Genomic DNA, 25820 nt, shown 5'->3' on the forward strand with positions numbered 1-25820 from the left:
GGTATCCGGGGGTGGGGCGGGGCGAGCTGACCGAGGCGTACGACGAGCGCGCGAACGGCCGGAGCCAGCAGGTGCATGTCGTCGATGACGATCAGCCGCCGTGCCGTGCCGCCGCGGCCCCTGCGCGGCGCCGTCCGCGCCTGGTCCGGCGCCGAGAGGAGCCCGCCCCGGGAATCCGCCGGGTATTCGAGCGCGGTGAGCAACTCCTGCTCGTCGGCGCCGGGTCCGGCCCGGTACCACGTCACCGGCCCCGGATGGTTCCGGGCGGCCTCGGCGAGCAGCGTGGTCTTGCCGAAGCCCGGCGGGGCGACGGTCAGTCCCAGCGCGCAGTCGGTGAACAGCTCCGTCAGACGTCCCCTGGACAGGGTCTCCAGGGTGGGTATCCGAAAGGTGGTCCACTGCTCCGGCGGTAATGTCCTCGTCATGTCCCTGCCTCCGTGATCGGCTCCCCGGACCCACTCGGCGGCGGTGTCCTTGCACTGTCACTGCTCCGCTGGTCTTTTTGGTTGCGCGGCATTGCCGGTACGGGGAGGCTTTCCTGGTCCCGGGCCGTGGATCGTACGTGGGGCGCACGGCAATGGAGCCCCTTCCTGGCGCTTTTCCTCATTCGGGGCGACGGGAAACAGCCAATCGCAAAGAGGCGTTCCCCGGAAGAGCCGGATGCAGCCAGTCCGTGGCGCGACCGCGCGCGCCGGGGGCGTACGCGACGGCTTCCCCCTTCGGCCTTCAGCGGCGATAGCCCGGCGCTGAAATGAAGCTCATTCCTGGCGCGGACGCCGGTCCGGGACCGCGGGGCGAATCGGTTCAAAAGGGAGTAGCGTCGACTACCTGACCGAGGAGTGCTGCGGCGCTCCTTCTGGAGGCAAGCCCATGGCCAGGTCCTATCACCAGTCCTGCTTCCTCGCCCGAGCCCTCGACGTGCTGGGGGAACGGTGGACGCTGCTGATCGTGCGGGAACTCATCCTCGGGCCGCGCCGCTACGGTGAACTCCTCGAGGCTCTCCCAGGCATCGGCAACAGCCTCCTGGCGGCCCGTCTCAAGCATCTTGAGCGATACGACGTCGTCCGGCGCACAAGGCCGACCGGGGCGGGGCGCGCGGGAGCCTACGAACTCGCGGACCGCGGACACGCCCTGGTTCCCGTCCTGAGGTCGTTCGTCGATTGGGGGGCCGGCCTGGAGGACCCGCCACCCGAGTACGCCGACCACACCGCCTGGAGTGTGACGGCCATGCGTCTGACGGCCCCCGACGAGGCGGTGGACTTTGCCGCGCTCACCCAACTCGTCGTGGACGATGAGGAATTCTGGCTGCACGCGGACGGCGAGCGGGTCCGCGCCGAGGTGGGACCCGCGCCGATCGGACCGGATCTGCGGCTGACGTGCGGCAGGGAGACATTCGATTCCCTTGTCAGGGGCCAGCTGACCATGGAACACGCGGTCGCCGCGGGAGAACTCGTCGTCGAGGGCGAATACGACGCGGCTCGGTCGTTCTTCGAGGTGTTCACCCTGCCCGACGGCACCGGAGGCGTGGCAGGGGCCCGACCCTCCCTTGGACGCACCGGTGATGACCACGGATGACACGGTCTCGGTTCCCGTCTCAGGGATACGATTCGTAATCCGGCAGTGCCGCCCGGAAGTACTCGGCGCCGAACTCTTCGCCAATTCTCGCCAGGCTGGGAACCGCATAGCGATCCGGCCGGGTCTTCGAGATTCGGCACCTCGTCATCCGGGTCAGGGGGCGGGGACGAAATTGGGGCCGCTGGTGTCGAAGTCGGTCCTGCGCTCGGTGACGAACTGCTCGACGGACAGCGGAGCGCGGCGGCCGATCTGCTCGACGTTGTGGTTCGTGCCGGCGAAGACGCCGTTCCGGTAGTCGACGGCGACGTTGCTCAGGTGCTGCACGGCGTGTGGGTGCAGCCCGCGTGCGGTCATGGCCGACGCGAACTCCTCGACGCTGATGGGCTCGTAGTGCACCGGGAAGCCGAGCGTCCTGGACATGATCCGGGCGATGTCGTGATGGTCCAGTTCGACCGGGCCGTGCAGGGTGAGGACGGCACGGTCGTACGGCTCGGGGTCGAGCAGCAGGGCGGCGATCACGTGGGACTGGTCCGCCGCGGCGATCGGGGCGTGGCGGCCGTCGCCGAACGGAAGCCGGAGGTACCCCTCGCCGTCCCGCTTCTCCCACCAGGTGGTGAGCCACTCGGCGAAGAAGGTCGGCCGGATGTGCGCGGTGAGCAGGCCGGTCCGGTCCAGCAGGCGCTCGCACAGCCAGTGCTGCCGGGCGGCCTCGCTGCCCGCTTCGCGGCGGGCGGAGATCTGCGACATGTTGACCACGGACCGGACACCCGCCTCGGTCGCCGCCTGGGCGAAGTAGACGGTGGCCTCGATCAGGCCCGGGAGGATCGGATGGCAGAAGTATGCGCCGGTGACACCCCGCAGGGCGATGGTCACGCCGTCGAGGTCGTGCAGGTCCGACACGGCGATCTCGGCGCCGGCCTGGGCCAGTTCGCGGGAGCGCTCGTCCTCGCGGTGCACCAGAGCGCGGACGCGGTGGCCGCGCTCCAGCAGCAGTTGGACCGTCGCCCGCCCGGTCTTGCCGGTCGCGCCGGTGATCAGGAACAGCCTGTCGTCATTGAGCATCCGAGCACCTATCGTGGTTCAGTCACTGAACTATAAATTTAACAGCAGCCAGTTCAGTGAGCAAACTGCCGAGAGTAAGGTGGGGTCATGACTCTTCCCAGCACCTACGCGGACCGCAACTGCTCGCTGGCGCGGGCCATGGAGGTCATCGGAGAGCGGTGGACGCTGCTCATCCTTCGTGACGCGTTCTTCGGGATCCGCCGGTTCGGGGACTTCGCCACCCAGCTCGGGATACCCCGCGCCGTGCTGACCAGCCGGCTGAAGCTCCTGGTACGGGAGGGGGTGCTCGCCCGGGACGACGACGGCGCCGGAATCGTCGAGTACCGGCTGACCGACAAGGGCATCGAACTGTGGCCGATCGTGCGCGCCATGATGGCCTGGGGCGACACGTTCTACTCTCCGGCCGGAGCGAAGCGCGCCCTGAGCCACGACCGCGACGGAGGTCCGCTCGATCACGAGGGACGCTGCCAGGAGTGCGGTTCAGTCGTACCGGTCCCGGAGATCCGGATCGAGCCCGGCCCCGGATTCGATCCGGAGAACCCGAACCCCGATCCCGTATCCGCCCAGCTCAACACGGCGCGACGACTCCTCGAACCGGTCACCGCCTCCCGTACGCGCCAGGCCGACGACAGCAAGGTGTGAGGGCTCGTGTGAGCGCTGTATAACGCGGAGGTGACTCCGCGGGACCGGCGGCACACTCTCGCCACGCCGAGCTTCGGCGCGGCCGGAGTACGGGGGTGGTCCCTGCCGGCAGGGACCACCCCCGTACGGCTTACTGCTGCCGCGCGAGCCACTCGGTGAACCGGGTTTCGCCGATGTACGCGCCCGAAGCCGGCAGAAGCGTGGTCTCCTCCAGCTCGGTGCCGAAGTACCGCGCGTGCACATCCGTGACCACCGTACGGGGGTCGTCCTTGGCGGCCAGTCCCTTACGGATGAGCTCGTCGAGCTGGAACGTGTCGGGGCCCGCGACCTCCACCACCCCGTTGACCGGGGCGCCGACCGCGGTACGGCCGACGGTCGCGGCCACGTCGTCGGAGCTCACGGGCTGGATCTTCACGGGGGCGAGACGCACGGTGTCGCCCTCGGTGGCCTCGGCGGCGATCGCCTTCATGAACTCGAAGAACTGAGTGGCGTGGACGATGGAGTACGGGATGCCGGACGCCCTGATCAGCTCTTCCTGGGCCTGCTTGGCGCGGAAGTACCCACTCTCCTGGAGGCGTTCCGTGCCGACCACGGACAGCGCCACATGGTGCGTCGCGCCGGCCTCGGTCTCCGCCTTCAGGAGGTTGGCCGTGGACGTACGGAAGAAGTCCATGACGGCCTCGTCCTCGAACGAGGGGGAGTTGGACACGTCGATCACGACCGACGCGCCCTTCAGCACCTCGGCCAGACCCTCGCCGGTCAGAGTGTTGACGCCGGTGTTGGGCGCGGCGGCCACCGCCTCATGGCCGTGCTCGTCGAGCCTGGTGACCACCTTCGAGCCGATGAGCCCGGTTCCACCGATCACTACAACCTTCACAACGCGTTCCTCTCAAAGATCTCCAGGGTGCGGCACAGCCCTGCTGCGATGAACCACGTGCCGGCACCCAGCGAATTCGGCTGTATCAAGAGAGACCGGACAGGGAACCCACTTGTGACAGGAATGTCGCACGGAATAAGCCGGCACGGTGCAACACGGCTTTTCCCGCGTGGAGTTGGTGGAGTCGCACGAGTCAGTCGCACGAAGTCGTACGAGTCACTCGACGAGCTTTCCCTCGGTCGGGACCTCTTCCATCAGAGAGGTGATCTCCTCAGGAATGGCCGGAATGGTCTCGCGGGTGATACCGGTCGTCGGTGACCACACCAGATTGACCCGCAGAGCGGGATCCATGCCGGGGTGGTCGCTGCGGTTGTGGCAGCCACGGGTCTCCCGGCGCTCCAGCGCCGCTTCGAGGGTGGCCCGGGCCGCCAGCGCGGCGGACCGGAGATCAAAGGCGTGTGCGAGGTCCTGATAGCCGGCGATGTCCGGGTGCACGCCGATGTCCTCCATCCTCCTCTCGATCACCCCGAGTTCCGCCAGTCCGGTACGCAGGCCCTCTTCGTTCCGTACGACTCCCGCGTGTTCGGTCATGATGTCGCGGATGGCACGTTGCAGCGCGCGGACGTTCTCCGGCCCATCCGCCGCGAGGAGCCGTCCGACCTCCTCGCGCGCAGCCGCGATCCCCGACGCCGACCGCGGCTGCGCGCTCAGGGACTGCGAGTAGGCGGCGGCCGCCCGACCGGTGAGCCGGCCGAACACCAGCAACTCGATGAGACTGTTCCCGCCGAGGCGATTGGCGCCGTGCAGCCCGCTCGACGCCTCGCCGATGGCGTACAGGCCACGCACGTCTGTGCCGTGGTCCTCGGGGCGTACCCACACACCGCCCATCGAGTAGTGCGCGGTGGGCGCGATCTCGATCGGCTCGCGGGTGATGTCCAGCATCTGGAGGTCCATCAGCGTCTGATAGACACGGGGCAGCCGCGTCATGATCGTCCGCCGTGGCAGATGCGAGACATCGAGCCACACTCCCCCCTTCGGCGTCCCCCGCCCCTCCTGGATCTCCGTGTACGAGGCCAGAGCCACGCGGTCGCGGGTGGACAGCTCCATACGGTCGGGGTCGTAGCGGCTCATGAACCGCTCCCCGAGCGCGTTGCGCAGGATCCCGCCCTCACCCCGGGCCGCCTCGCTGACCAGTGTGCCGGCCGCGTTCTCCGGCTCGATGATCCCGGAAGGATGGAACTGGACCAGCTCGGGGTCGCGCAGCCGGGCACCGGCCTCCACGGCCAGGCGGAAGGAGTCGCCGGTGTTCTCGTCGCGCCGTGAGGACGTCCGCCGCCAGATACGGGTGTGGCCGCCCGCGGCGAGGATGACGGCGTCGGCGTGGAAGAGGTAGCGCGTGCCCCGGGCGAGATCGAAGCCGTAGGCACCGAAGACGGCGCCGTCGTGCACCAGAAGCCGGGTGATGTAGACGCCGTCGAGAACGGGAATACTGAGCTGTTCGGCACGCCTGACGAGCGTGCGCTGGATCTCCAGACCGGTGTAGTCGCCGGCGAAGGCGGTCCGCCGGAACTTGTGCGCGCCGAAGAAGCGCTGCGAGATCCTGCCGTCCTCTTCTCTGGCGAAGGCCATGCCGCAGCGTTCCAGGTCGTCGATGCCCCGGGCGGCGCCCCGGGTGACGATCTCGACGGTCCGGGGGTCGGCCAGCAGATAGCTCTCCTTGAGCGTGTCGGCCGCGTGCTGCTGCCAACTGTCCTCGGGGTCCATGGTGGCCAGGGCCGCGTTGATCCCGCCGGCGGCGAGTGCCGTATGAGCGTCCTCCTTGGCGCGCTTGCCGACCGCGAGGACATCGATTCCGGCCTCGGCCAGTTCGATCGCCGCGCGCAGCCCGGCACCTCCGGTACCGATGACCAGCACCATGGTGGAAACACGTTGTTCGGGGATGGGCACGGTCTACTCCGATCGCCAGGGTCTGTCACGTACTACGACAGGGCCGTCCAGCGATCTGTGACATCTCCCGCCACCGGCCTGGCTGGCTCAGCCGACCCGGCTCAGACGCCCAGGGAAGCCACGTACGGATCGAGCTTCGCCGGATTCATCATCCAGATGACGCGTTCGATGCCCCGTGCCGACACATCGAGGGACAGCAGGGCCACCGCGTGTCCCCCGGACGAGACGAGGACGGCCGGCCTGCCGTTGGCCTCGACCCAGCGGGTCTCCGACTGGGGCCAGAAACGCGGGGCGAAGGCAGCGAGGAACTTGGAGACGCGCGTACGCCCCACAACCGGAATCCTGGACGCCCCGCGCACCCCGCCGCCGTCGGAGTAGCTGACCACGTCCGCCGTGAGGATCTCCTCCAGCACCGGCAGATCGCCCGTCTGCGCCGCGGCGAGGAACACCTCCAGCAGACGCCGGTGAGCGACGGGGCTGACCGGCTCCCTGCGCTCCGCCGACAAATGCTTCCGGGCACGGCTCACCAACTGACGCGCGTTGGCTTCGCTCGTCTCCACGATGTCCGCTATCCGCCTGTACGGATAGTCGAAGGCTTCCCGCAGAACGTAGGCGGCCCGCTCCACGGGATTCAGCTTCTCCAGGAGGAACAGAACCGCCAGGTCGAGCGCCTCTGCCCGGTCCGCACCCAACTGCGGGTCCACGCTCGTGTCGACCGGCTCGGGAAGCCAGGGCCCGATGTACGACTCGCGCCTCACCCTGGCGGACTGGGTGAAGTTGATCGCCAGGCGGGTGGTGACCGTGGCCAGGAACGCCGCCGGCTCGCGGATGACGTCGCGGTCGGCGTTCTGCCACCGCAGCCACGCCTCCTGGACGATGTCCTCGGCCTCCACAGCACTGCCGAGCACACGGTATGCGATGCCGAAGAGCCTGGGACGCGCCGCCATGAAATCCCTCGTCGCCCGGTCGAGGGAGTCCGCGTCGTCCCGAGCGCCCATCCGTGTCCTCTCCTCCGGTCCCGCGGCACCATGTTACGGGCGGTCACAGAAGGACGCGCGCCGTCATTCCGGAGCATGGCATCCGGGGCCTGGGACCATGTGGTCGTGTGCTTGGCCGGAGCCGGCCTCCTCGCGCCGAACGTGTTTCGCGCGGGGCGGACATCGTCACCCATGTCACAGATTCACGGTGTGCCCGGTCATCCATAGGAGATCTGTAGGAGACGGCCATGGGGACCGGATGCGCGAACACGCACCCGACGGACGGTGTGCCGGGCCCATGGCGACATGAACCGATGGAGGTGCGACACGATGTCGGAGAAGGACACAGTGGGCGGGACCGGCGGCCGGCCCCGCTCGGAGAAGTGGAAGACCGCGGTGACGACGCTGCAGGATGCCGCACCGCTCGCCATCCCCGAGGGCGCCTCGGCGATGACCATTCACATCGAGTGGGAGCCCGGAGACCCGGGAACGCCGCCGCACCGCCACTCGGGACCGGCGTTCGGGTACGTCATCGAGGGCGCGGTCCGTTTCGAGCTAGAGGGCGAGCCCGAGCGTGTGGTCGAGGCCGGTGGGACGTTCTGGGAGCCGGGCGGTGACGTGATCCACTACCAGGACGGCAACGCGCGGACGGACGCACGGACCCGGTTCGTCGTGACCATGATGTGCGCGCCGGGCAAGCCCATGCTCGAACTGGTCGACGAGGACGAACTGGCACGGCGCGCACATCTACGCGCCCCGCGGCCCGCTGCCTGATCTGTCACTCCGTCCGCGCAGGCAACCGCCGCGGCAGGTGATCAGCCGCTCAGGGACGCCGCGTAGGGCAACAGCTTCGACGGATTCATCACCCACATGATCCGGTCGATCCCGTCGGCGGACGCGTCGACGCACAGCAGTGCCACGGCGTCTCCGCCGGCCGATCCGCCGGCCGAGACAAGAACGGCCGGCTCTCCGTTCGCCTCGACCCACCGGATGTCCGTCTCGGGCCAGAAAAGGGGCGCGAAGGCCGCGAGGTACTTGGTCACACGCGGACGTCCGACGACCGGAACCTGGGACGCACCGCGCACGCCGCCGCCGTCGGAGTAGCTGACGACGTCCGCGGAGAGGAGGCCCTCCAGCACCGTCAGATCGCCCGTCCGCGCCGCGGCGAGGAACACTTCCAGCAGCCGCCGGTGCTCGGCCGGGCTGACCCGCTTGCCGCGTTCGGCGTTCAGGTGTTTGCGCGCACGGCTCACGAGCTGGCGGGCATTGGCCTCACTCGTCTCCAGGATTTCCGCGATCTGACCGTAGGGGTAGTCGAACGCTTCTCTGAGGACGTAGGCCGCGCGTTCCACCGGGTTCAGCTTCTCCATGAGGAAGAGAACCGCCAGCTCAAGCGCCTCGGCCCGTTCCGCTCCCATGTGCGGGTCCACACCGGTGTCGACGGGGTCGGGCAGCCACGGCCCGATGTACGACTCCCGCCGCATCCGCGCGGACTGGGCGAAGTTGATGGCCAGTCGTGTGGTGACCGTGGTCAGAAAGGCCGCCGGCTCCACGATGTTCGCGCGGTCCGTGCTGTGCCACCGAAGCCATGCTTCCTGGACGATGTCCTCGGCTTCCACGGAACTGCCGAGGACCCGGTACGCGATACCGAAAAGCCGGGGGCGTGCCGCCAGGAACTCCTTCGTCGCCCGGTCAAGGGCATCGGTGTCGTCAATCCCAGTGTGCATTCTTGTCCTTTCGGGCGCCGGGGTTGTCCCTTCGGGCGCCGAGCCCACCATGCTGTGAGCCGCCGACGGGTGACTTTCGCAGGGCGGCGGTACGCCGGTACCGCCGCCCTGCGAGGCTGGTCACATGACACAGGTCAGTAAAGGCGAATGCCATTTACTCCACGAAGTAGGAATCGTGTTTGACGAAGAATTCCGCACGCTCTTCATCCGTGGCATCGGCCAGTTGTGAAACCTGCTCGAAGTACTCCTCGCGCGGTGCGCCCGGCGTGAAGAGCAGCAGCATGTCGGCCGGGGCGTCGGAGTCGTTGCGGAAGGCGTGCAGCCCGCCCTGGGGCACATGCAGGAAGTCACCCTTGCGCGCGTCGATCCACCGCGCGCCGTCAAAAAGACGAACGGTTCCGTCGAGAATGTAGAAGGACTCCGAGATGGACTTGTGGAAGTGAGTCCTGGGGCCGCCTGCCTTCGCCCTCATCTCGACCCGATAAAGCCCGAACTCGCCTCGTGTGGTGGCCGTGGTCGCCAGATAGTGAATGGCGTCCTTTCCTGTCCCGCCGATGTCCGGCGGTGTGCTCGCCGGACGGAAACCGGCGCTGACCTCACCGCTTTCCCCTCGATAAACCTGGTCCGGGTACGACATGTCTCTTTCCCTTTTGTGTATGCCCCGGTCAGCCGAACTGGCCGGGCTGGTAGTCGCCGGCGGGCTGCTGGTTGATGACGTTGACGCGGTTGTAGGCGTTGATGACGGCGATGAGGGAGATCAGAGCCGTGAGCTGTTCCTCGTCGAAGTGCTTGGCGGCGTTTGCCCAGGCCTCGTCGGTGACTCCGCCGGCCGCGTCGGCGATGCGGGTGCCCTGTTCCGCGACTTCGAGGGCTGCGCGTTCGGCGTCGGTGAAGACCTTGGCCTCGCGCCAGGCGGCGACCAGGTTGAGGCGCTGCTGGGTCTCCCCGGCGTGTGCCGCGTCCTTGCTGTGCATGTCGGTGCAGAAGCCGCAGCCGTTGATCTGGCTCGCGCGGAGCTTCACCAGCTCCTGGACCACGATCGGCAGTGTCGAGTCCGTGACCGCCTTGTTGGCGGAGTTGATGTGCTTGAGCACCTTCGCCCCAAGGGGGTTGCCGAAGTAGTTGACGCGCGATTCCACGGGGTTCTCCTTGCCATGTGGTGTCCGGGCCCCGGAGTCCGGGGCCCGGGAGGTACACATGACTGACCGGGCGGCCCGGCGATGTGTGACAGCCCGGCAGCACCGACGCCGCTGGACGCCGCGGGCCGTGGCCGGAGAACAGGCCGGAAGAAGTCTTGACCGATGTCTTGACCTCTGCGTGCCCTGGGTCCACAGTACTCGTTAATGCGCATTACTAATACGCATTAACGATCCGGAGGAACACGGTGGAGGAACCCAGGAAGCGGGCCCGGCCAGGGCGGACCCCCGCACCCACAGGCCGTACGTCACGGCCGCGCCAGGCCGAGGTCGCCAGGCTCGCCGGGGTCTCGCAGGCCACGGTCTCGCTGGTGCTCGGGGGCCGTAAGCAGGGTGCCACGATCTCCGAGGAGACCCGGCAGAAGGTGCTCGACGCGGTACGGAGCCTCGGTTACGTCCCCGATCCGGCGGCCAGCCGGCTGGCCGCCGCGCGCAACAACCTGCTCGGGGTCTTCAGCTTCACCTCCACCTTCCCGACCGATGTGCAGCACTCGTACTACCCGTTCCTCGTCGGCGTCGAGCAGGAAGCCGCCGCGCGCGGTTACGACCTGGTGCTCTTCACCGGCTCCAGCACGGGCGGCGCCGGGGCCGCGGGACCGCACGCCCTGAACCGGGTACGGCTCGCCGACGGCTGCCTCTTCCTCGGCCGCCACGCGCCCGCCGACGAACTGCGGCGCCTGGTCGCCGACGGCTTCCCCGTGGTCCACCTCGGCCGCAGGGACGAACTGGAGGGGCTGGCCTGGGTCGGCGCCGACTACGTCAGCGCCGGCAAGGAGGTCGTCGCACACCTCGCCGGACTCGGCCACCGGCGGATCGTGCTCGTACGCGAGGACGACGAGGCCCCCGCGTCCACCGACCGTGAACACGGCTTCCTCAAGGGGCTGGAGGAGGCCGGGCTGCCCGGCGGTCCCGCCGCCGTCTTCCGCTCCGCCGACCCGGAGCACGACCTCACCGCCGAGCGGCTGCGCGGCTGGCTCGACGACGGCGTCACCGCGTTCGTCGCCGAGGAGACCGACACGGGCGACGCCTGGCGCGCGTTGCACAACGCGGCGCACTTCGTCGGCATCGACTGTCCGCGCGACGCCTCACTCGCGCTGCTCGGCAGCCCGCCGCCGGATCTGTCCGACGGACCGATGCCCACCGGATTCGACATCCCCCGGCCGCAGTTGGGCGCCGCCGCCGTGCGGATGCTCGCCGCGCTGGTGGCGGGGGAGCAGGCCACGGAACCGCTGGTGGCCTGTGCCTTCCGGCCCGGCACGACGGCCGGCGCACCGCCCGCCCACCACTGACCGCGCACGCGCCGCACCGGCACCGGCACCGAGGCGACGGCCGCACCGCACCTGCGCGGCACGTCAAGCACCAGGTACGCGGCAGCACCGCAAGCCCCGTGTACCCGCAGTACGTCAAGCAGCACGCACGTGCCGTACCCCAAGCACCACGTACCTGCCCTACCTCAAGCCCGCCCACTCCCGCAGCACATCAAGCACATCAAGCACCGCGCACACCGCAGCACTTCAAGGAGACCCGTGACATCCGCACCCGACATCCTCATCGTGGGCGCCGGGCTCGGTGGCGTCGCCGCCGCCCTCGCCGCCTGCCGGGCCGGACGCACCGTCGTCCTCACCGAGGAGACGGACTGGATCGGCGGCCAGCTCACCTCCCAGGCCGTCCCGCCGGACGAGCACCCCTGGGTCGAGCAGTTCGGCACCACCGCGTCGTACCGCACCCTGCGCGAGTCCATCAGGGACCACTACCGCCGCTGGTACCCGCTGCGCTCCGAGGCGCTGGCCCTCACCGGTCTCAACCCGGGCGCCGGCCGCGTCAGCAAGCTCTGCCACGAGCCGCGCGTCGCCCTCGCCGTCCTGGAGGCGATGCTCGCACCGCACCGCTCATCGGGCCGGCTCACGCTGCTGACCGAACACCGCCCGGTCGCCGCCGAGACGGGCGACGACGACACCGTACGGTCCGTCACGCTCACCGACCTGCGCGGCGGCGGCCGCGTCACGATCGCGGCCCGTTACGTCCTCGACGCGACCGAGACCGGTGAACTGCTCGAACTCGCCGGGGTCGAGCACGTGACCGGCGCCGAGGCGCGGAGCGAGTACGACGAACCGCACGCCCCCGACGAGGCACAGCCCCTCAACCAGCAAGGCATCACGGTCTGTTTCGCGCTCTCCCACCACGAGGGCGAGGACCACACCATCGAGCGGCCGGCCGACTACGACTTCTGGCGCGCCTACCGGCCGGACTTCTGGCCCGGCCCGCTGCTCGGTTTCCTCGCGCCGGACCCCCGCACCCTGGAGGCCGTACCGCGCACCTTCGTCCCCAACCCGGACCTCGACCCGCTCGACGTCACCGCCGACCAGTCCGCCGACGCGGGCGACAAGGAACTCTTCGGCTTCCGCCGGATCCTCGCCCGCAAGCTGCACCGGCCCGGCGCGTTCGACTCCGACATCACCCTGGTCAACTGGCCGCTCAACGACTACTGGCTGAAGCCGCTGATCGGCGCCGGCGAGGAGACGTCGGCCGCCGCGCTCGCCGGGGCACGGCAGCTCTCGCTCTCGCTCCTGTACTGGCTCCAGACCGAGGCGCCGCGCGCCGACGGCGGCAAGGGATTCCCCGGACTGCGCCCGCGTCCCGATGTCACCGGCACGCCCGACGGGCTCGCCAAGGCGCCGTACGTACGCGAGTCGCGCCGTATCAAGGCGGTCACCACCGTCACCGAGCACGACGTCGCGATCGACCTCGTCGGCCCCTACGGCGGCACCCGCTACCGGGACTCCGTCGGCGTCGGCAACTACCGCATCGACCTGCACCCCTCGACCGGCGGGGACAACTACATCGACATCGGCTCGGTGCCGTTCGAGATCCCGCTCGGCGCGCTGATACCGCGCCGGGTCCGCAATCTGCTGCCCGCCGGAAAGAACATCGGCACCACCCACATCACCAACGGCTGCTACCGGCTCCACCCGGTGGAATGGAACATCGGCGAGGTCGCGGGCGCACTGGCCGCGCACTGTGTCGCCGAGGGCGTCGAACCGCGCCGGGTCCAGGCCGAGGACAAGCGGTTCGACCAGTTCGCCCGGCTGCTCGACCGCGAAGGAGTCCAGCGCCACTGGCCCGACGTACGCGGCTACTGACCCCGCTCCACAGGACAACGACACAACGACCGCTCCACAGAACGACGGCGGCGGACAGCCGGGCAGACGCAGCTCCACCTGCCCCGCCCGGCCCGGACCGTGTCCCACACGGCCCACCGCCCGCGCCGTGCCCATCCCGCACAAGGAGGTGCCCAAGCCATGAACACCCACCGCATCCGCGTCGGCATCGACGTGGGCGGAACCTTCACCGACGCCGTGGCCGTAGACGCCACGACCCTGCGACTCCTGGGACAGGTGAAGGTCCCCACCAGTCACCATCACGAGGACGGCGTCGCCCACGGCATCGTCGAAGCTCTCGCCCGTCTGCTGGAACAGACCGGACACGCCCCGGAGGACGTGGCCTTCCTGGCCCACGGCACCACCCAGGCTACCAATGCCCTGCTGGAGGGCGACGTCGCCACCGTCGGTCTGATAGGCGTCGGCACCGGTCCCGGCGCCGTGTTCACCCGGCGCCTCGCCGCCTTCCAGAAGCTCGAACTCACCCCCGGCAAGCGGCTGCCGCTCGCCTACGCCCATGTCGCCGACCCCGACGACGCACCCGCCGTGCGCGCCGCCGTCGACGCGGTCGTCCAGGGCGGTGCCCAGGTCGTCGTCGCCACCCAGCCGTTCAGCGTCGACCGTCCCGAGGGCGAGGACGCGGTCGTCACGGCGGCCGCGGAGCGCGGTCTGCCGACGACCGCCGCGCACGAGATCACCTCGCTGTACGGGCTCCACAAGCGGACCAGGACCGCCGTCGTCAACGCCGCGATCCTGCCGCGCATGCTCGCCACCGCCGACCTCGTCGACGCCTCCATCACCAAGGCGGGCGTCAGCGCCCCGCTGATGGTGATGCGCTGCGACGGGGGAGTGATGTCGCTGGACGAGATGCGGCGCAGACCACTGCTCACCGTGCTGTCCGGACCGGCGGCCGGCGTCGCGGGCGCGCTGATGCAGGAGCGCGTCAGCGAGGGCCTGTTCCTGGAGACCGGCGGCACCTCCACCGACATCAGTGTCGTACGGCGCGGCAAGGTCGCCGTCCGGCACGCCACCATGCTCGGCAGGACGTCGTACCTGTCGGCGCTCGACGTCAGGACCGTCGGTGTCGGCGGCGGCTCGATGGTCCGCGTCGGCGGCGGCAAGGTCACCGGCGCCGGACCGCGCAGCGCGCACATCGCGGGCCTGCCGTACGCCTGCTTCGCGACCCTGGACGATCTGCGGGACGCGAAGGTCATCACGATCCGGCCGATGGCCGACGACCCGGCCGACTACGCGGTGCTCGACGCCGCCGGCGGACGCTTCGCGATCACCATGACCTGTGCGGCCAACGCGCTGGGCAGGGTCCCCGAAGGGGACTTCGCACACTGCGACCCGGCCGTGGCGAAGGCCGCGATCGCGCCCCTGGCCGCCGCGCTCGGCACGGACGTCGCCACGGCGGCGGCCCGTGTACTGGACGCCGGGACCGACCAGGTGCGGACCGTGGTCGACGCGATGATCAGCGACTACCGGCTGGACAAGGACATCGCCGTACTCGTAGGCGGCGGCGGAGGCGCGGCGGCCGTCACCCCGCACCTCGCGGCCGTCTCCGGGCTGGAGGGCCGCATAGCCCGCCACAACGAGGTCATCAGCCCCATCGGCGTCGCCCTCGCCCTCATCCGTGAACAGGTGGAACGCATCATCCCCGGCGCCGGCCAGGAACAGATCCTCGCCGTACGGGCCGAGGCCGAGGCCGCCGTCGTCGCCCAGGGCGCCGCCGCCGACGGTGTCGAGGTGGAGGTCACCGTCGACCCGCAGACCAGCACCGTACGGGCCGTCGCGACCGGCGCCACCGAACTGCGCACCCAGGACCGTGCCCACCGGGCCGACGACGCCGACCGGCTGCGCGCCGCCGCCGACAGCCTGAAGACCGACCCGGCGTCGGTACGTGTGCTGGCCGGCACCCCCGCGCACACCGTGTACGGCACCGATGTCCGCCGCCGGTTCCGCCCCGACCGCCACCCGGTGCGCGTCGTGGACGCCGACGGTGTCGTACGGCTCCACGCGCCGGACGCCAGGGTCGAGACCACCACCGTCGGCCGTGCCCCCGAAGTCCTCGCGGGGCTGGTGCGGGAGGCCACGTCGTACGGCGACGGCGGGGTCCGTGCCCCCGCCCTGCGACTCCTCCTCGGCTCCCGGATCGCCGACCTCTCCGGAGTGCTCGACCCGCAGCCGCTGCTGGCGCTCGCCCGCAGCGAACTGCGCGCACGCGCCGCCGACGAACCGGTCGTCGCCGTCCTGGAGGTGCGCTCGTGACGGCCGCCCTGCTCGACCGCGCAGCGCTCTCGGCGATCGGGGCACTCGAAGCGAGCGACGACATCGAGTTCGGTGTACGGCTGCTCGCGAACACCCCCACGCACGAGGGCCGCGACCCGGCCCTGCTGCGCCAATGGGCGCGTACCGCCGACGAGTTCGGCGCCGCACTCGCCCCCGTCACTGTCACGGCCCGTGTCGTGGAGAGTCACGACGGACTGGCGAAGGGCCTGCTCGCCCGCTACACCTCCCGGCCCGTCCCGACCGTGGAACTCTTCACCGACACCCTGGCCCTCGCCGACGAGCTGATCGACGGACTCGGCTGGCGCCACTGGTATCCGGCCGGGTCGCTACGGGCGGCGGCGATCGCCCACGAGGCGGTGCACGAACGGCTCCACCACGGACCGGCGAAGACGGCCCTGAAGCGGTCACTCGGCCATGTCGTGCTGCGCGCGGGGCGCCACCGCCTGTACGGCCATGTCGCGGGCGCCGACGAGATCGCCGCCCACTCCTACGCCCGCACCGTGTGCGGCCTCGGCCGCAGCCCGCTCCTGCTGACGGCCGCCCTGGCCACCGCCGCCGACGCGGCCGAACCGCCGCACGGGTCCCCGCGCGGGCTCCCGCGCGGATCCGCGCCCGGAAGAAAGAAGTAACGCCATGGGCGTCGTCATCCTTCTTGTCATGGCGGCCGGTGTCGCCGCGATGCTCACCCGCAGACTCCCCACCGCCTTCGCGCTCGTCATCCTGGCCGTCGTCATCGCTTTCCTCGCGGGCGCCCCGCTGACCGGCGAGAACAGCGTCCTGGACACGGTCGTCCAGGAGGGCGCGCCGGCCCTCGCCGCCACGATGATCGCGATCCTGCTGGGCTCCTGGCTCGGCAAGCTCCTCGACGAAACCGGCATCGCGGGCACCCTCGTCCGTAAGATCGTCGAATTCGGCGGCGACCGCCCCGTCGTGGTCGCCCTCGGTGTCCTGGCCGTCTCCACCCTCGTCGGTACGGTCACGGGCTCGGCGCCCGCCGCCATGCTCGCCGGGATCATCGGCATCCCGGCCATGATCGCCGTCGGGATCCCCAAGGTCACCGCGGCCGGCACCATCCTGATGGGCATCGCCGCCGGCATGCCCTTCGAGCTGCCCATCTGGCAGTTCTTCTCCACCGCGCTGGAGCTGCCCGTCGACACCGTGCGCGGCTTCATGATGAAGCTGTTCCCGTTCGCGCTGGCCGCCGCCGTCCTCTTCGTCCTCGTCGAGACCCGGCGACGCGGCGTCGAACACGCGTGGTCCCTCAAGTCCGCGTCCGCGAAGCCCGCTTCGCGCCGCGGTCAACTGGGCGACGCCCCCTGGTACGCGCTGCTCACCCCGCTCGTACCGCTGATCCTCGCCCTCGGCCTCGACATCGCGATCCTGCCGTCCATGCTGGCCGGTGTCCTGTACGCACTGGTCACCACCACCCGGCCGGGCGAGATGAGCAAACGGCTGCTGCGCACCCTGTACGGCGCATTCGAGACGGCGGCGGCACCGATCGTGCTGTTCATCGCGATCGGCATCCTGCTCGCCGCGGTGAAGCTGCCCGGCGCGGTGGAGGCGCTGGAGCCGCTGATCAAGGCGGTCAGCCCGCAGAACCCGGTGCTGTTCGTCGTGGTCTTCACCGTGCTCGTGCCGCTCTGTCTCTACCGGGGGCCGCTGAACGTCTACGGTCTCGGCGCGGGCATCGCCGGTGTCCTCATCGCCGCCGGCATCTACCCGGCCGCCGCGGTGCTGGGCCTCGCCACCTCGTACAACCAGGTCTTCGGTGTGTCGGACCCGACCAGCACCCAGACCGTGTGGAGCGCGCAGTACGCCGGGGTCACACCGCAGCAGGTGATGCTGCGGACCCTGCCGTACGTCTGGGCCGTCGCCCTGGGCGGATTCTGCGTCACCGCCGCCACCTATCTGTGATCTCTCACTCCCGGGACGGAGCACGACATGACACAGCACGACAGCAACGCGCGGCAGCACCACACCGATGAGCCGCGGAACCCCGGCCGGCGCATGTTCCTGCGCGCCGCGGCCGCGACCGCCGCGGCGGCGTCCGGAGTGATCGCCACCGGTACGGCGGCGGGCAGCGCCGCCGCGGCCCCCGCCCTGGCCCCGGAAGCGGCGCAGGCCGCGGCCGCGGCGCCCGGCGGATTCCCCGACTACCGTTATCTCAAGACGCTTCTGACGCCCTCCCAGCTCAAGTACAACCCCACCGGCGAGATCATTTTCCCGTGCGTCCGCGGCGTCTACGACAAGTTGTCGAACCCGCTGGGCCGCTACTACCTCTACTACGGACCGCACGACGCGCCGGGCGGAATCTGCCTGGCCTACGGCGACTCGCTGGAGGGGCCGTTCACGGAGTACGCCGCCAACCCGATCGTCTCCAACAACTGGCAGCCGCACTACAAGGTCAGCCATGTCGCCTCGCCGCACGTCCTCTGGAACGAGGACGTCAAGGAGCTGTGGCTGTACTTCCACGGCGAGAACGGCACGACCCGCCTCGCCCGTTCCAAGGACGGCGTCACCTTCACGTACGACAAGGTGGTGCTCACCACCGCGATGATGCCGGCGGGCAGCAGCGAGACCTCGTACGCGCGCGTCTTCCGGCACGACCTGCCCTCGCGCGGCGCCCGCTACGTGATGCTCTTCATGCTCAACAACCAGTCCAACCACCGTGACATCGCCTGGGGCTGGTCGAAGGACGGCCGTGACTGGACGTTCGACCAGCAGCCGCTCGTACGCCACTCCGACGTCGGCGCGAACAACATCGGCGGCCCGCACCTGCTGAGCCGTAACGGCAGCACGTACGTCGTCTACAACACCGGCAAGGAGAACGGCGGCAATCTGCTGATCACCGAGGTCGGCAACGACTTCAGCCGCCGCGAGCACCTCGGTCTCTTCTACGACTCGGCCAACAGCGCGCCGGACAACGGCCGCAGCGCGTCTCCGTCCTTCGGGACAGACCGGGGCGTGCCGTACATGATCTACGAGGCGGGTGAACGGCTCCAGGGCTCGATCGCGGTGGCACGCGGCTGACCCACGGCCGCCGTACATGCGGCCCGCCTGGTCCGACAGGCGGGCCGCAGCCGGCGATGGCCGTGGTGAAGGGCGGGTGCCGCCTTCTTGACGGCCCGCCGGAGCACGCTCAAAATATTGGGCGACGGTCACGATTGTCAGCGCTCGTCCGCGCGGGAGTTCCCGCTCGGATGGGTCATCGGCCCCGGCCCGCTGGCAGGCAACCCTTCCACTGCGACGGGGTGCCCCGGGTGACGACCAGGTCCCGCCCGGTGGGCGGGGCAAGTGCGGTCTCGTTGTCTCGCGAGGCCCGAGGAACGGGACGGGACGGGACCGGCGGAGATGGCCAGGACATCGCGGAAGAGCAGAAGTGCCTGCCGGGCACACCGGCCGGTGCCGGTGCCGCGTCCGCGCCTGCTGACCAGACGCCGCCACATCGATCTGCTGCGGCTCCGCAACGGCTGCGCTCCGACGGACTGAGCCCAACCGCTCCGCAAGCGCAGTCCCGGGTCCGGGCGTTGTGCGCCGTCGTGCGCCGCCGGGCCCTCCTCCCGTACGGCCACCGGCGCCGAAGAAGCCACCGGGGCTCCACCGCAGCCATGGAGAGACCATGTCCGAGACCGTTGCCATGTCCGAGTCCTCGAGTGCCGTGTCCGAGCCCCTCGCGCAGACGTCCTTCCCGGCGGCGCTCCGCCATGCCCAGCTCGGCACGGCCCCGCGTTTCCGCGACCGTATCGGTGCCGATCCGCGCGGCGGCTACTATCCGGTGGCGCACCGCTACCATCTGTATCTCTCGCTGGGCTGTCCGGGCTCGATGCGTGTCTCGATCACCCTCGGTCTGCTCGGACTCAAGAACTCGGTCCGCACGACGCTCCTGCCCTCGCCCCCCGGCGCCTGCGACGCGCTCGCGGCGCTCCGTACGGCGTACGAGACCACCCGGCACCGCTACGACGGGCCGCCGACCGTGCCCGCGCTGTGCGACCTGTGGAGCGGGCGGGTCGTGAGCAACCACACCCCCGACATCCTCGACGACCTCGCCCTCCGCTTCACCGACCAGGACAACGCCGATCTGCCCAGGCTGCGGCCCGCGGCCCTCGCCGCCGACATCGACGCCATCCGGGAACTCCTCGGCGAGGGCCGGGCCCCGGACCCGGCACTGGACCTCCTGGAACGTCAACTGGCCTCGCATCCCTATGCGTTGGGCGAGACGCTCACGGCCGCGGACGTGGATCTGTGGGTGACGCTCGTCCACCTGGACACCGACGCCCTGCGGCGCGTCGCCGCCGGTGACCGCCTCTGGTCGTACGTACGGCGGCTGGGCGCCCACCCTGCCTTCCACGGATATCCGTGTACGGAGGGAACGGGTATGGGGGGAACAGGTACGGAGGGAATAGGGGAACGTACCGAGGGGAAGCGGGAACACAGCGGTGAGGATGCGTGTTCTCCGGAGAAGGACAAGGATCGTGCCGCGGAGCAGAGCCGTGTCACGGTGCCGGCGGACCAGGACTGCCGGCATCAGGCCCTGGTTTGTTAGCGGCTCGTTGTCGCGAGCCCGGGACGGCGCGAGCCGGTCGGGGACGGAGGTGACGGCAGTGCGGGGAGCCCCTCAGCGGCCCATGGTCACCACCGCCATGTACTCGCGGCGGCACATCGATCTCCAGCGCGTCGCCGCCGCACTCTGTCCGGCGTACGAGCCCGTCGCCGCGCGGCACTAGGCCGCTCAGGCATTTCGCGTGCCCGTTCCCACGCCCGGCTCTTGACCGGGCCCTCTCTTCTCGCTGTTCGCTGACTCTCCACTTTCGCCGACCCTCCACCCCGACCGAGCACGGGCGCGGACGTCTTTCGGCATGCTCACAGGAAGCGGTGGCCCCATGCCCCGAGCATCACACGCACCCCTCCATCTGGCCGTCGCCCTCGACGGCGCCGGCTGGCATCCCGCGGCCTGGCGGGAGCCCGACGCCCGGCCCGGTGAACTGTTCACCGCGCGGTACTGGACCGGCCTGGTCACCGAGGCCGAGCGTGGCCTGCTGGACTTCGTGACCATCGACGACTCGCTGAGCCTCCAGACCTCCCGGTACGTCGGGCCGGACGAGCGCACCGACCAGGTACGGGGCCGGCTGGACGCCGTACTGATCGCCGCCCGGGTGGCGCCGCTGACCCGTGACATCGGGGTGATCCCGACCGCCGTGGTCACCCACACCGAGCCCTTCCATCTCTCGAAGGCGATCGCCACCCTCGACCATGTGAGCACCGGACGCGCCGGAATCCAGGTCAGAGTGTCCGGCCGCGCCGACGAGGCCGCGCACTTCGGCCGCCGTACGGTGCCGGGCCTGCGCGTCGAGGACCTGGCGACGGCAGCGGGACAGCCGGCACGGTCGACGGCCGAACAGCCCTGGGTGAAGGAGCTGTTCGACGAAGCCGCCGACTATGTCGAGGTGCTGCGCCGGCTCTGGGACAGTTGGGAGGACGACGCGGAGATCCGCGATGTCGCCACAGGCCGCTTCATCGACCGCGACAAGCTGCACTACATCGACTTCGAGGGCGCGCACTTCAGCGTGAAGGGGCCCTCGATCACCCCGCGCCCGCCCCAGGGCCAGCCGCTCGTCGCCGCGCTGGCGCACGCGACCGTCCCGTACGAACTGGTCGGGCGCTCGGCCGACATCGGATTCGTCACCCCGGGCGGTGCCGATGACGCCCGGGCCGTCCTGGCCGAGATCCGCACGGCGCAGGCATCCGCCGGCCGCGCCGACGAGACCGTGCACGTCTTCGGCGACCTGGTGGTCTTCCTCGACGACGACCCCGTTGCCGCCGCGGACCGCAAGGCCCGTCTGGACGAACGCGCCGGCGCCGAGTTCAGCAGCGACGCCCATGTCTTCACCGGGTCGCCCGCACAGCTCGCGGATCTGCTGGAGGAATGGCGGGATGCCGGGCTGACCGGCTTCCGGCTGCGGCCCGCCGCCCTTCCGTACGACCTGGAGCAGATCACCCGCCACCTGGTGCCCGAACTCCGGCGCCGCGGTGTCTTCCGTACCGCGTACGAGGCGAGCACCCTGCGCGGGCTGCTCGGACTGCCCCGCCCCGCCAACCGCTACGCCGTCGCCTGAGCCGGAAGGACCGTACGAGAAATGAGCACGTCCGCCACGCCGCCGAAGTCCGCCACGCCGCGGAAGCAGATCCATCTCGCCGCGCATTTCCCCGGGGTCAACAACACCACCGTATGGAGCGACCCCGAGGCGGGCAGCCACGTCGAGTTCAGCTCGTTCGTACACTTCGCGCGGACCGCCGAGCGCGCCAAGTTCGACTTCCTCTTTCTCGCCGAGGGCCTGCGACTGCGGGAACAGGGCGGTCGGATCTACGACCTGGACGTCGTCGGGCGGCCCGACACCTTCACCGTTCTGACCGCGCTCGCCGCCGTCACCGAACGCCTCGGACTGACCGGCACGATCAACTCGACCTTCAACGAGCCCTACGAGGTGGCCCGCCAGTTCGCCAGCCTCGACCATCTGTCGGACGGCCGCGCCGCCTGGAACGTCGTCACCTCGTGGGACGCCTTCACCGGCGAGAACTTCCGCCGCGGCGGCTTCCTGCCGCAGAACGAGCGCTACTCGCGGGCGAAGGAATTCCTCGCCACCGCCATCGAGTTGTTCGACTCCTGGCAGGGCGACGAGATAGCCGCCGACAAGGAGTCCGGCACCTTCCTGCGGGACGCGCGGGCGGGAGCCTTCGTACACAAGGGCCCGCACTTCGACATCGCCGGACAGTTCAATGTCCCGCGCAGCCCGCAGGGACGCCCGGTCATCTTCCAGGCCGGCGACTCGGAGGAGGGACGGGAGTTCGCAGCGGCCGGCGCGGACGCGATCTTCAGCCGCTACAGCACCCTCAAGGAAGGGCAGGCGTTCTACACGGACGTCAAGCGCCGCCTCGCCCGGTACGGCCGCACCCACGACCAGTTGCTGATCCTGCCCGCCGCCACCTTCGTACTCGGCGACACGGACGCCGAGGCGCGGGAGCTGGCCCGCGAAGTGCGCCGCCAGCAGGTCAGCGGGGCCACCGCGATCAAGCACCTGGAATTCGTCTGGAACCGCGATCTGTCCGCGTACGACCCGGAGGGCCCGCTCCCCGACATCGACCCGGACCTGGGCGAGCACACCATCGCCCGCGGCCGTGCCCAGGTGCGGATGTACCGCGACCCGCTGGCCACCGCCCGGGAGTGGCGGGAGCTCGCCGCCGCCAACAAGTGGTCGATCCGGGATCTGGTCGTCGAGACCGGCAACCGTCAGTCCTTCGTCGGCTCCCCGGCCACGGTCGCCGAGACGATCAACTCCTTCGTGCAGACGGACGCGGCCGACGGGTTCATCCTCGTCCCGCACATCACCCCAGGCGGACTGGACGTCTTCGCCGACACCGTGGTCCCGCTGCTCCAGGAGCGCGGTGTGTTCCGCACGGAGTACGAGGGCACCACCCTGCGGGACCATCTCGGTCTCGCGCACCCCGACGCCCATTCGGACACAGACGCCCATTCCGACGCCGACGCCCCGGCCGGGCGGGTGGCGTCGTGAAGTTCCCGGCCGCCATCACCTTGACCGTGCACGCCACCGACAAGGAGTCGACATGACCATCCAGCACACCGACCCGGGCACCGACCGCACGGAGTTCATCCGGCAGTGGGAGGAGTGGCACACCCGGCACGAACAGAACCTGGCGGATCCGCACGGCTTCCTCGCCGTCACCAGCCTGCGGTGGCTCGACGGTGAGCCGACCCGGTTCCCCGACGCGCCCGGAGCGTGGTCCAGCACCGACGACGGTGTGACGGTCCGACTGGACGAGGACGAGGAACTGACCGTCCAGGGCGCCGTGGTGCGCGGCCGGTACGACTTCGGGGTCATCGAGGAGCGGGCAAGCCTCCTGGCCACAGCGGGTGACGCCGTGATCGAGGTCGCCAGGCGCGGCGGCCATGACATCCTGCGCCCGCGCCACCCGGACAACAAACTGCTGGTCGACTACACCCACACCCCGGCCTACGCCCCCGACCCCCGCTGGGCACTGACCGGCCGCTACCTCCCGTTCGACGCGCCCCGCGCCGTGACCGTGGGAGCGGCGGTCGAGGGGCTCCAGCACGTCTACGACGCCCCCGGGCAGGTCGAGTTCGCGCTGGACGGGCGTACGTACCGGCTCACCGCCTTCAACGGCACGCAGCCCGGCAGCCTCCTGGTCCTGTTCACCGACGCCACCTCCGGTGTCACCACCTACGCGGCCAACCGCTGCGTCTCCATTTCCCCGCCCGACGGTGAGGGCACGGTGGTCATCGACTTCAACCGCGCCACCAACCTGCCCTGCGCCTTCACCGACCTGGCCACCTGCCCGCTGCCGCCGGCCGAGAACAGGCTGCCGGTCGCCGTCGAGGCCGGCGAGAAGATCCCGTACGAACGTGGTGGCGGCAGCCCGCAGGAGTGATGCCCGAGGCACCCGCCCGTCCTGGCCAGGGCCGAAGCATGGCCCTGGCCAGGTCGTCGTCCAGCGCCCTGGAGCGCCGCTGGATTGCCCTGAAGTGCCCGTGATCGCCCGGCGGCTCAGAGGCGTTTCGCGCTGCGGAACGCGGTGGCGTAATAACCGTCGCCGTCCAGACGGGAGGTGCCACCCTCGTTGCCCATCGTCGGACCGTTCACCTCCTCCCTGCTCGATATGAAGATCTGGTGCCCGTCCGTGTCCGTGCCCAGGTACATACCGATGTGGTCCAGCCGGGACTTGGTCCACGCGTCGAGCTTGAAGAAGACCAGGTCGCCGGGCTGGAGCACACCGATGGTCTCGGGGCGCTCGTAGTTCGGCGCGCGGCCCGACAGCCCGATCACGTCCACGCCCACCCTGGAGCGCGCCATCCCGTTGGCCGTGCGCGGCAGTCCCTCGTCGGCACCGTCGGCCGCCGCCAGCGGGTAGCGGCCGCGGTAGCCGAACACGGTCCGGATGAAGCCCGAGCAGTCGATCGAACGGTAACGCGCAGCCTCCGGTTGCTTGGTGGTGCCGTCGCCGAAGGTGTACGGGATGCCGAGGTAGTCGTAGAAGTCGGACTCTTCGAGGCGGAGCCCCTCGCCTTCGCCCTTGCCGCTGTCCGGGTTGAGCGGCCCGTAGTCGGCGTTGCCCGCGTACGGTAAGCCCTCGGCGTCCCTCTTGACCGGTGCGCCTTCGACGTACTGGAAGGCGATCGCCAGAAGGTCGTCCTGCCGGCTGCCGTAGTACTCCTTGAACCAGTTCTTGAACCACTGTTCCTTCTCGGCGCCCTTCGTCCAAGCCTCCGGCAGCAGCCGTATCCAGTTCTCGGTGACCACCCGGGACGACGTGTTGGCCGGCTCGTCGAACGTACGGCTGGGACCGGTCAGGGTGGCCGTACGCGCGCCGTCGGTGAAGGTGGCGAGGATATCGCCGTCGCCGATCCGGAGCACGGAGCGGTCCGGGTTCTTGAGCCGCTCCCAGTTCTCCAGGGCGATGGCCCTGGCGGACCCCAGCCTCAGGTGGGGGATGTTGGTGATGACCTGGACTGCGGGCGCCTTGGCCTGCTCGTCCTTGCGTAGGTCGACCGTGAGATACGCGCTGCCGGCCAGCAGCGCGACGACGGTCACGCCGTGCAGGAAAGGGCGACCGCGCCTGGACTTGGCACTCATGAGAACGGGACTCCTGTGGGGGGTGGGTGAGTCGGACGGGACGGCGGGGCCACGATGAAGCCGGGCGTCCGGTGCGCGTACAGCAGTGGGAATTAGAGGGACAGAACGGTCAACGCGGTGGTCTGGAGCAGCACATGATCAGGACGACCGTCGGGGACAGGCCCTTTCCGTGGGGCACGGTTGGTCAGGTCCTTTCGGCGAGGGTGTGGGGGGTGCTGTCGCGTCGGCGCTGTTCCTGGAGTTGTTGGCGCAGGAGTTCCAGGGAGCGGGCGATGGCCCCGACCTCGTCGTGGTGGCGCGGGTAGAGGACGGTTCTGCGGTCGCCGTCGGCGAGGGTTTCGGCCTGGCGTGCGAGGGCGCGCAGGGGGCGGGCGACGACGATGTGGAGCCAGCCCAGGCAGGCGGCGGCTGCGGTGACGCCGAGGAGTCCGGCCAGGACGGTGCGGTTCTGGGCGGAGTATTCGGGGATGGCGAGGGCGGAGGCGGGCTGCCAGCTGACCACGGTCCAGCCCAGCGCTTTGGCGGCTCCGCCGCCGGCGAAGGGGGCCGCGGCGGCGATCTGGACGCCCTGGCCGTCGCGGAAGAGGACTCCGCTGGGGCGGGTGCCGAGGCCGGCTTTCTGGTTGGTGGCCTCGACCAGTGATTCCAGCCGGGCCGAGGGGAGGGGTTCGAAGGCCTGGTAGCCGGTGTTGGAGCCCAGGA

Annotated in this window: 24 protein-coding genes and 1 riboswitch; of the genes, 14 read left to right on the plus strand and 10 right to left on the minus strand. The window is 70.1% G+C overall.

Going from position 1 to position 25820, the window contains the following annotated elements:
- Window positions 1-425: hypothetical protein (locus WH07_RS11450; protein ID WP_046498943.1), on the minus strand; the 425-nt coding region annotated here is incomplete at its 3' end.
- Between the two features lie 445 nt (window positions 426-870).
- Between WH07_RS11450 and WH07_RS11455 the strand changes: the two genes are divergently transcribed.
- Window positions 871-1575, plus strand: a complete 705-nt coding sequence (locus WH07_RS11455; protein ID WP_052744330.1) for a winged helix-turn-helix transcriptional regulator — start codon at window positions 871-873, stop codon at window positions 1573-1575.
- A 153-nt stretch (window positions 1576-1728) separates the two neighbouring features.
- Here the strand turns inward: WH07_RS11455 and WH07_RS11460 are convergent, their stop codons facing one another.
- Window positions 1729-2637: an NmrA family NAD(P)-binding protein gene (locus tag WH07_RS11460; RefSeq protein WP_046498946.1), complete on the minus strand. Its 909-nt coding sequence runs from the start codon at window positions 2635-2637 to the stop codon at window positions 1729-1731.
- 87 nt (window positions 2638-2724) lie between these two features.
- On the opposite strand from WH07_RS11460, the gene WH07_RS11465 reads away from it, so the two are divergent.
- The gene (locus tag WH07_RS11465; RefSeq protein ID WP_046498949.1) at window positions 2725-3279 is read left to right on the plus strand and encodes a winged helix-turn-helix transcriptional regulator; all 555 of its coding nucleotides are present in this window, start codon (window positions 2725-2727) and stop codon (window positions 3277-3279) included.
- 130 nt (window positions 3280-3409) lie between these two features.
- Here WH07_RS11465 and WH07_RS11470 read toward each other — a convergent pair whose 3' ends face one another.
- The 3 genes from WH07_RS11470 to WH07_RS11480 all read right to left on the minus strand — a co-directional run bounded on the left by WH07_RS11470 (window position 3410) and on the right by WH07_RS11480 (window position 7101).
- A complete protein-coding gene (locus WH07_RS11470) occupies window positions 3410-4156 on the minus strand; it encodes an SDR family oxidoreductase (protein WP_046498951.1) in 747 nt (248 codons plus the stop codon).
- Between the two features lie 216 nt (window positions 4157-4372).
- The gene (locus tag WH07_RS11475; RefSeq protein ID WP_046498954.1) at window positions 4373-6073 is read right to left on the minus strand and encodes an FAD-binding protein; all 1701 of its coding nucleotides are present in this window, start codon (window positions 6071-6073) and stop codon (window positions 4373-4375) included.
- 131 nt (window positions 6074-6204) lie between these two features.
- Window positions 6205-7101, minus strand: a complete 897-nt coding sequence (locus WH07_RS11480) for an RNA polymerase sigma-70 factor (RefSeq protein WP_046498957.1) — start codon at window positions 7099-7101, stop codon at window positions 6205-6207.
- A 309-nt stretch (window positions 7102-7410) separates the two neighbouring features.
- Here WH07_RS11480 and WH07_RS11485 point away from each other — a divergent pair, with 309 nt between their 5' ends.
- Window positions 7411-7854 carry a cupin domain-containing protein gene (locus WH07_RS11485; protein WP_079023141.1) on the plus strand — a complete coding sequence of 148 codons (444 nt, stop codon included), beginning with the start codon at window positions 7411-7413 and terminating at the stop codon, window positions 7852-7854.
- Window positions 7855-7895: 41 nt separating this feature from the next.
- Here the strand turns inward: WH07_RS11485 and WH07_RS11490 are convergent, their stop codons facing one another.
- The 3 genes from WH07_RS11490 to WH07_RS11500 form a co-directional block, all read right to left on the minus strand.
- A complete protein-coding gene (locus WH07_RS11490) occupies window positions 7896-8807 on the minus strand; it encodes an RNA polymerase sigma-70 factor (RefSeq protein WP_046498960.1) in 912 nt (303 codons plus the stop codon).
- A gap of 154 nt (window positions 8808-8961) precedes the next feature.
- Entirely contained in the window at window positions 8962-9444 is a 483-nt protein-coding gene (locus WH07_RS11495; protein ID WP_046498963.1) for a cupin domain-containing protein, read from the minus strand.
- 28 nt (window positions 9445-9472) lie between these two features.
- Entirely contained in the window at window positions 9473-9946 is a 474-nt protein-coding gene (locus WH07_RS11500) for a carboxymuconolactone decarboxylase family protein (protein WP_046498966.1), read from the minus strand.
- Between the two features lie 245 nt (window positions 9947-10191).
- On the opposite strand from WH07_RS11500, the gene WH07_RS11505 reads away from it, so the two are divergent.
- The 11 genes from WH07_RS11505 (at window position 10192) to WH07_RS11550 (ending at window position 23916) form a co-directional block, all read left to right on the plus strand.
- Window positions 10192-11292 carry a LacI family DNA-binding transcriptional regulator gene (locus WH07_RS11505; protein WP_046498969.1) on the plus strand — a complete coding sequence of 367 codons (1101 nt, stop codon included), beginning with the start codon at window positions 10192-10194 and terminating at the stop codon, window positions 11290-11292.
- 237 nt (window positions 11293-11529) lie between these two features.
- Window positions 11530-13143 (plus strand): FAD-dependent oxidoreductase, encoded by a 1614-nt coding sequence (locus WH07_RS11510; protein ID WP_046498971.1) that lies wholly within the window; start codon window positions 11530-11532, stop codon window positions 13141-13143.
- A 159-nt stretch (window positions 13144-13302) separates the two neighbouring features.
- Window positions 13303-15432, plus strand: a complete 2130-nt coding sequence (locus WH07_RS11515) for a hydantoinase/oxoprolinase family protein (RefSeq protein WP_046498975.1) — start codon at window positions 13303-13305, stop codon at window positions 15430-15432.
- Window positions 15429-16082 (plus strand): hypothetical protein, encoded by a 654-nt coding sequence (locus tag WH07_RS11520; protein WP_046498979.1) that lies wholly within the window; start codon window positions 15429-15431, stop codon window positions 16080-16082. Before WH07_RS11515 ends, WH07_RS11520 begins: the two co-directional genes overlap by 4 nt.
- A gap of 4 nt (window positions 16083-16086) precedes the next feature.
- Window positions 16087-17367, plus strand: coding sequence for a TRAP transporter large permease (locus tag WH07_RS11525; RefSeq protein WP_046498982.1), 1281 nt, complete (start codon window positions 16087-16089; stop codon window positions 17365-17367).
- Between the two features lie 27 nt (window positions 17368-17394).
- Window positions 17395-18483: a glycoside hydrolase family protein gene (locus WH07_RS11530; RefSeq protein ID WP_046498984.1), complete on the plus strand. Its 1089-nt coding sequence runs from the start codon at window positions 17395-17397 to the stop codon at window positions 18481-18483.
- A 126-nt stretch (window positions 18484-18609) separates the two neighbouring features.
- Window positions 18610-18756: riboswitch (SAM riboswitch) on the plus strand.
- 316 nt (window positions 18757-19072) lie between these two features.
- Window positions 19073-19996, plus strand: a complete 924-nt coding sequence (locus tag WH07_RS11535) for a glutathione S-transferase C-terminal domain-containing protein (protein WP_052744331.1) — start codon at window positions 19073-19075, stop codon at window positions 19994-19996.
- Between the two features lie 58 nt (window positions 19997-20054).
- On the plus strand, window positions 20055-20177 hold the full coding sequence (locus tag WH07_RS41740) for a putative leader peptide (protein ID WP_269801365.1): 123 nt from the start codon (window positions 20055-20057) through the stop codon (window positions 20175-20177).
- A 156-nt stretch (window positions 20178-20333) separates the two neighbouring features.
- Window positions 20334-21566 (plus strand): LLM class flavin-dependent oxidoreductase, encoded by a 1233-nt coding sequence (locus WH07_RS11540; RefSeq protein ID WP_046498987.1) that lies wholly within the window; start codon window positions 20334-20336, stop codon window positions 21564-21566.
- Between the two features lie 21 nt (window positions 21567-21587).
- Window positions 21588-23021 carry an NtaA/DmoA family FMN-dependent monooxygenase gene (locus WH07_RS11545; protein ID WP_046498990.1) on the plus strand — a complete coding sequence of 478 codons (1434 nt, stop codon included), beginning with the start codon at window positions 21588-21590 and terminating at the stop codon, window positions 23019-23021.
- A gap of 52 nt (window positions 23022-23073) precedes the next feature.
- Entirely contained in the window at window positions 23074-23916 is an 843-nt protein-coding gene (locus tag WH07_RS11550) for a DUF1684 domain-containing protein (RefSeq protein ID WP_046498993.1), read from the plus strand.
- A gap of 116 nt (window positions 23917-24032) precedes the next feature.
- Here the strand turns inward: WH07_RS11550 and WH07_RS11555 are convergent, their stop codons facing one another.
- Window positions 24033-25118: a C40 family peptidase gene (locus WH07_RS11555; protein WP_046498996.1), complete on the minus strand. Its 1086-nt coding sequence runs from the start codon at window positions 25116-25118 to the stop codon at window positions 24033-24035.
- A gap of 184 nt (window positions 25119-25302) precedes the next feature.
- Window positions 25303-25820 (minus strand): HAMP domain-containing protein (locus WH07_RS11560; RefSeq protein ID WP_046499000.1); only part of this gene is annotated, 518 nt, incomplete at its 5' end.

Source organism: Streptomyces odonnellii (assembly GCF_000981895.1).
GTDB classification, from domain to species: domain Bacteria; phylum Actinomycetota; class Actinomycetes; order Streptomycetales; family Streptomycetaceae; genus Streptomyces; species Streptomyces odonnellii.

Excerpts from the sequence above, each read along its gene's own strand:
- WH07_RS11550 (WP_046498993.1), top strand. The coding sequence starts at position 23,074 with ATGACCATCCAGCACACCGACCCGGGCACCGACCGCACGGAGTTCATC.
- WH07_RS11540 (WP_046498987.1), top strand. The coding sequence starts at position 20,334 with ATGCCCCGAGCATCACACGCACCCCTCCATCTGGCCGTCGCCCTCGAC.
- WH07_RS11535 (WP_052744331.1), top strand. The coding sequence starts at position 19,073 with ATGTCCGAGACCGTTGCCATGTCCGAGTCCTCGAGTGCCGTGTCCGAG.
- WH07_RS11485 (WP_079023141.1), top strand. The coding sequence starts at position 7,411 with ATGTCGGAGAAGGACACAGTGGGCGGGACCGGCGGCCGGCCCCGCTCG.
- WH07_RS11480 (WP_046498957.1), bottom strand. The coding sequence starts at position 7,101 with ATGGGCGCTCGGGACGACGCGGACTCCCTCGACCGGGCGACGAGGGAT.
- WH07_RS11545 (WP_046498990.1), top strand. The coding sequence starts at position 21,588 with ATGAGCACGTCCGCCACGCCGCCGAAGTCCGCCACGCCGCGGAAGCAG.
- WH07_RS11555 (WP_046498996.1), bottom strand. The coding sequence starts at position 25,118 with ATGAGTGCCAAGTCCAGGCGCGGTCGCCCTTTCCTGCACGGCGTGACC.
- WH07_RS11455 (WP_052744330.1), top strand. The coding sequence starts at position 871 with ATGGCCAGGTCCTATCACCAGTCCTGCTTCCTCGCCCGAGCCCTCGAC.
- WH07_RS11525 (WP_046498982.1), top strand. The coding sequence starts at position 16,087 with ATGGGCGTCGTCATCCTTCTTGTCATGGCGGCCGGTGTCGCCGCGATG.
- WH07_RS11495 (WP_046498963.1), bottom strand. The coding sequence starts at position 9,444 with ATGTCGTACCCGGACCAGGTTTATCGAGGGGAAAGCGGTGAGGTCAGC.
- WH07_RS11515 (WP_046498975.1), top strand. The coding sequence starts at position 13,303 with ATGAACACCCACCGCATCCGCGTCGGCATCGACGTGGGCGGAACCTTC.
- WH07_RS11530 (WP_046498984.1), top strand. The coding sequence starts at position 17,395 with ATGACACAGCACGACAGCAACGCGCGGCAGCACCACACCGATGAGCCG.
- WH07_RS11465 (WP_046498949.1), top strand. The coding sequence starts at position 2,725 with ATGACTCTTCCCAGCACCTACGCGGACCGCAACTGCTCGCTGGCGCGG.
- WH07_RS11490 (WP_046498960.1), bottom strand. The coding sequence starts at position 8,807 with ATGCACACTGGGATTGACGACACCGATGCCCTTGACCGGGCGACGAAG.
- WH07_RS11475 (WP_046498954.1), bottom strand. The coding sequence starts at position 6,073 with ATGGTGCTGGTCATCGGTACCGGAGGTGCCGGGCTGCGCGCGGCGATC.
- WH07_RS11460 (WP_046498946.1), bottom strand. The coding sequence starts at position 2,637 with ATGCTCAATGACGACAGGCTGTTCCTGATCACCGGCGCGACCGGCAAG.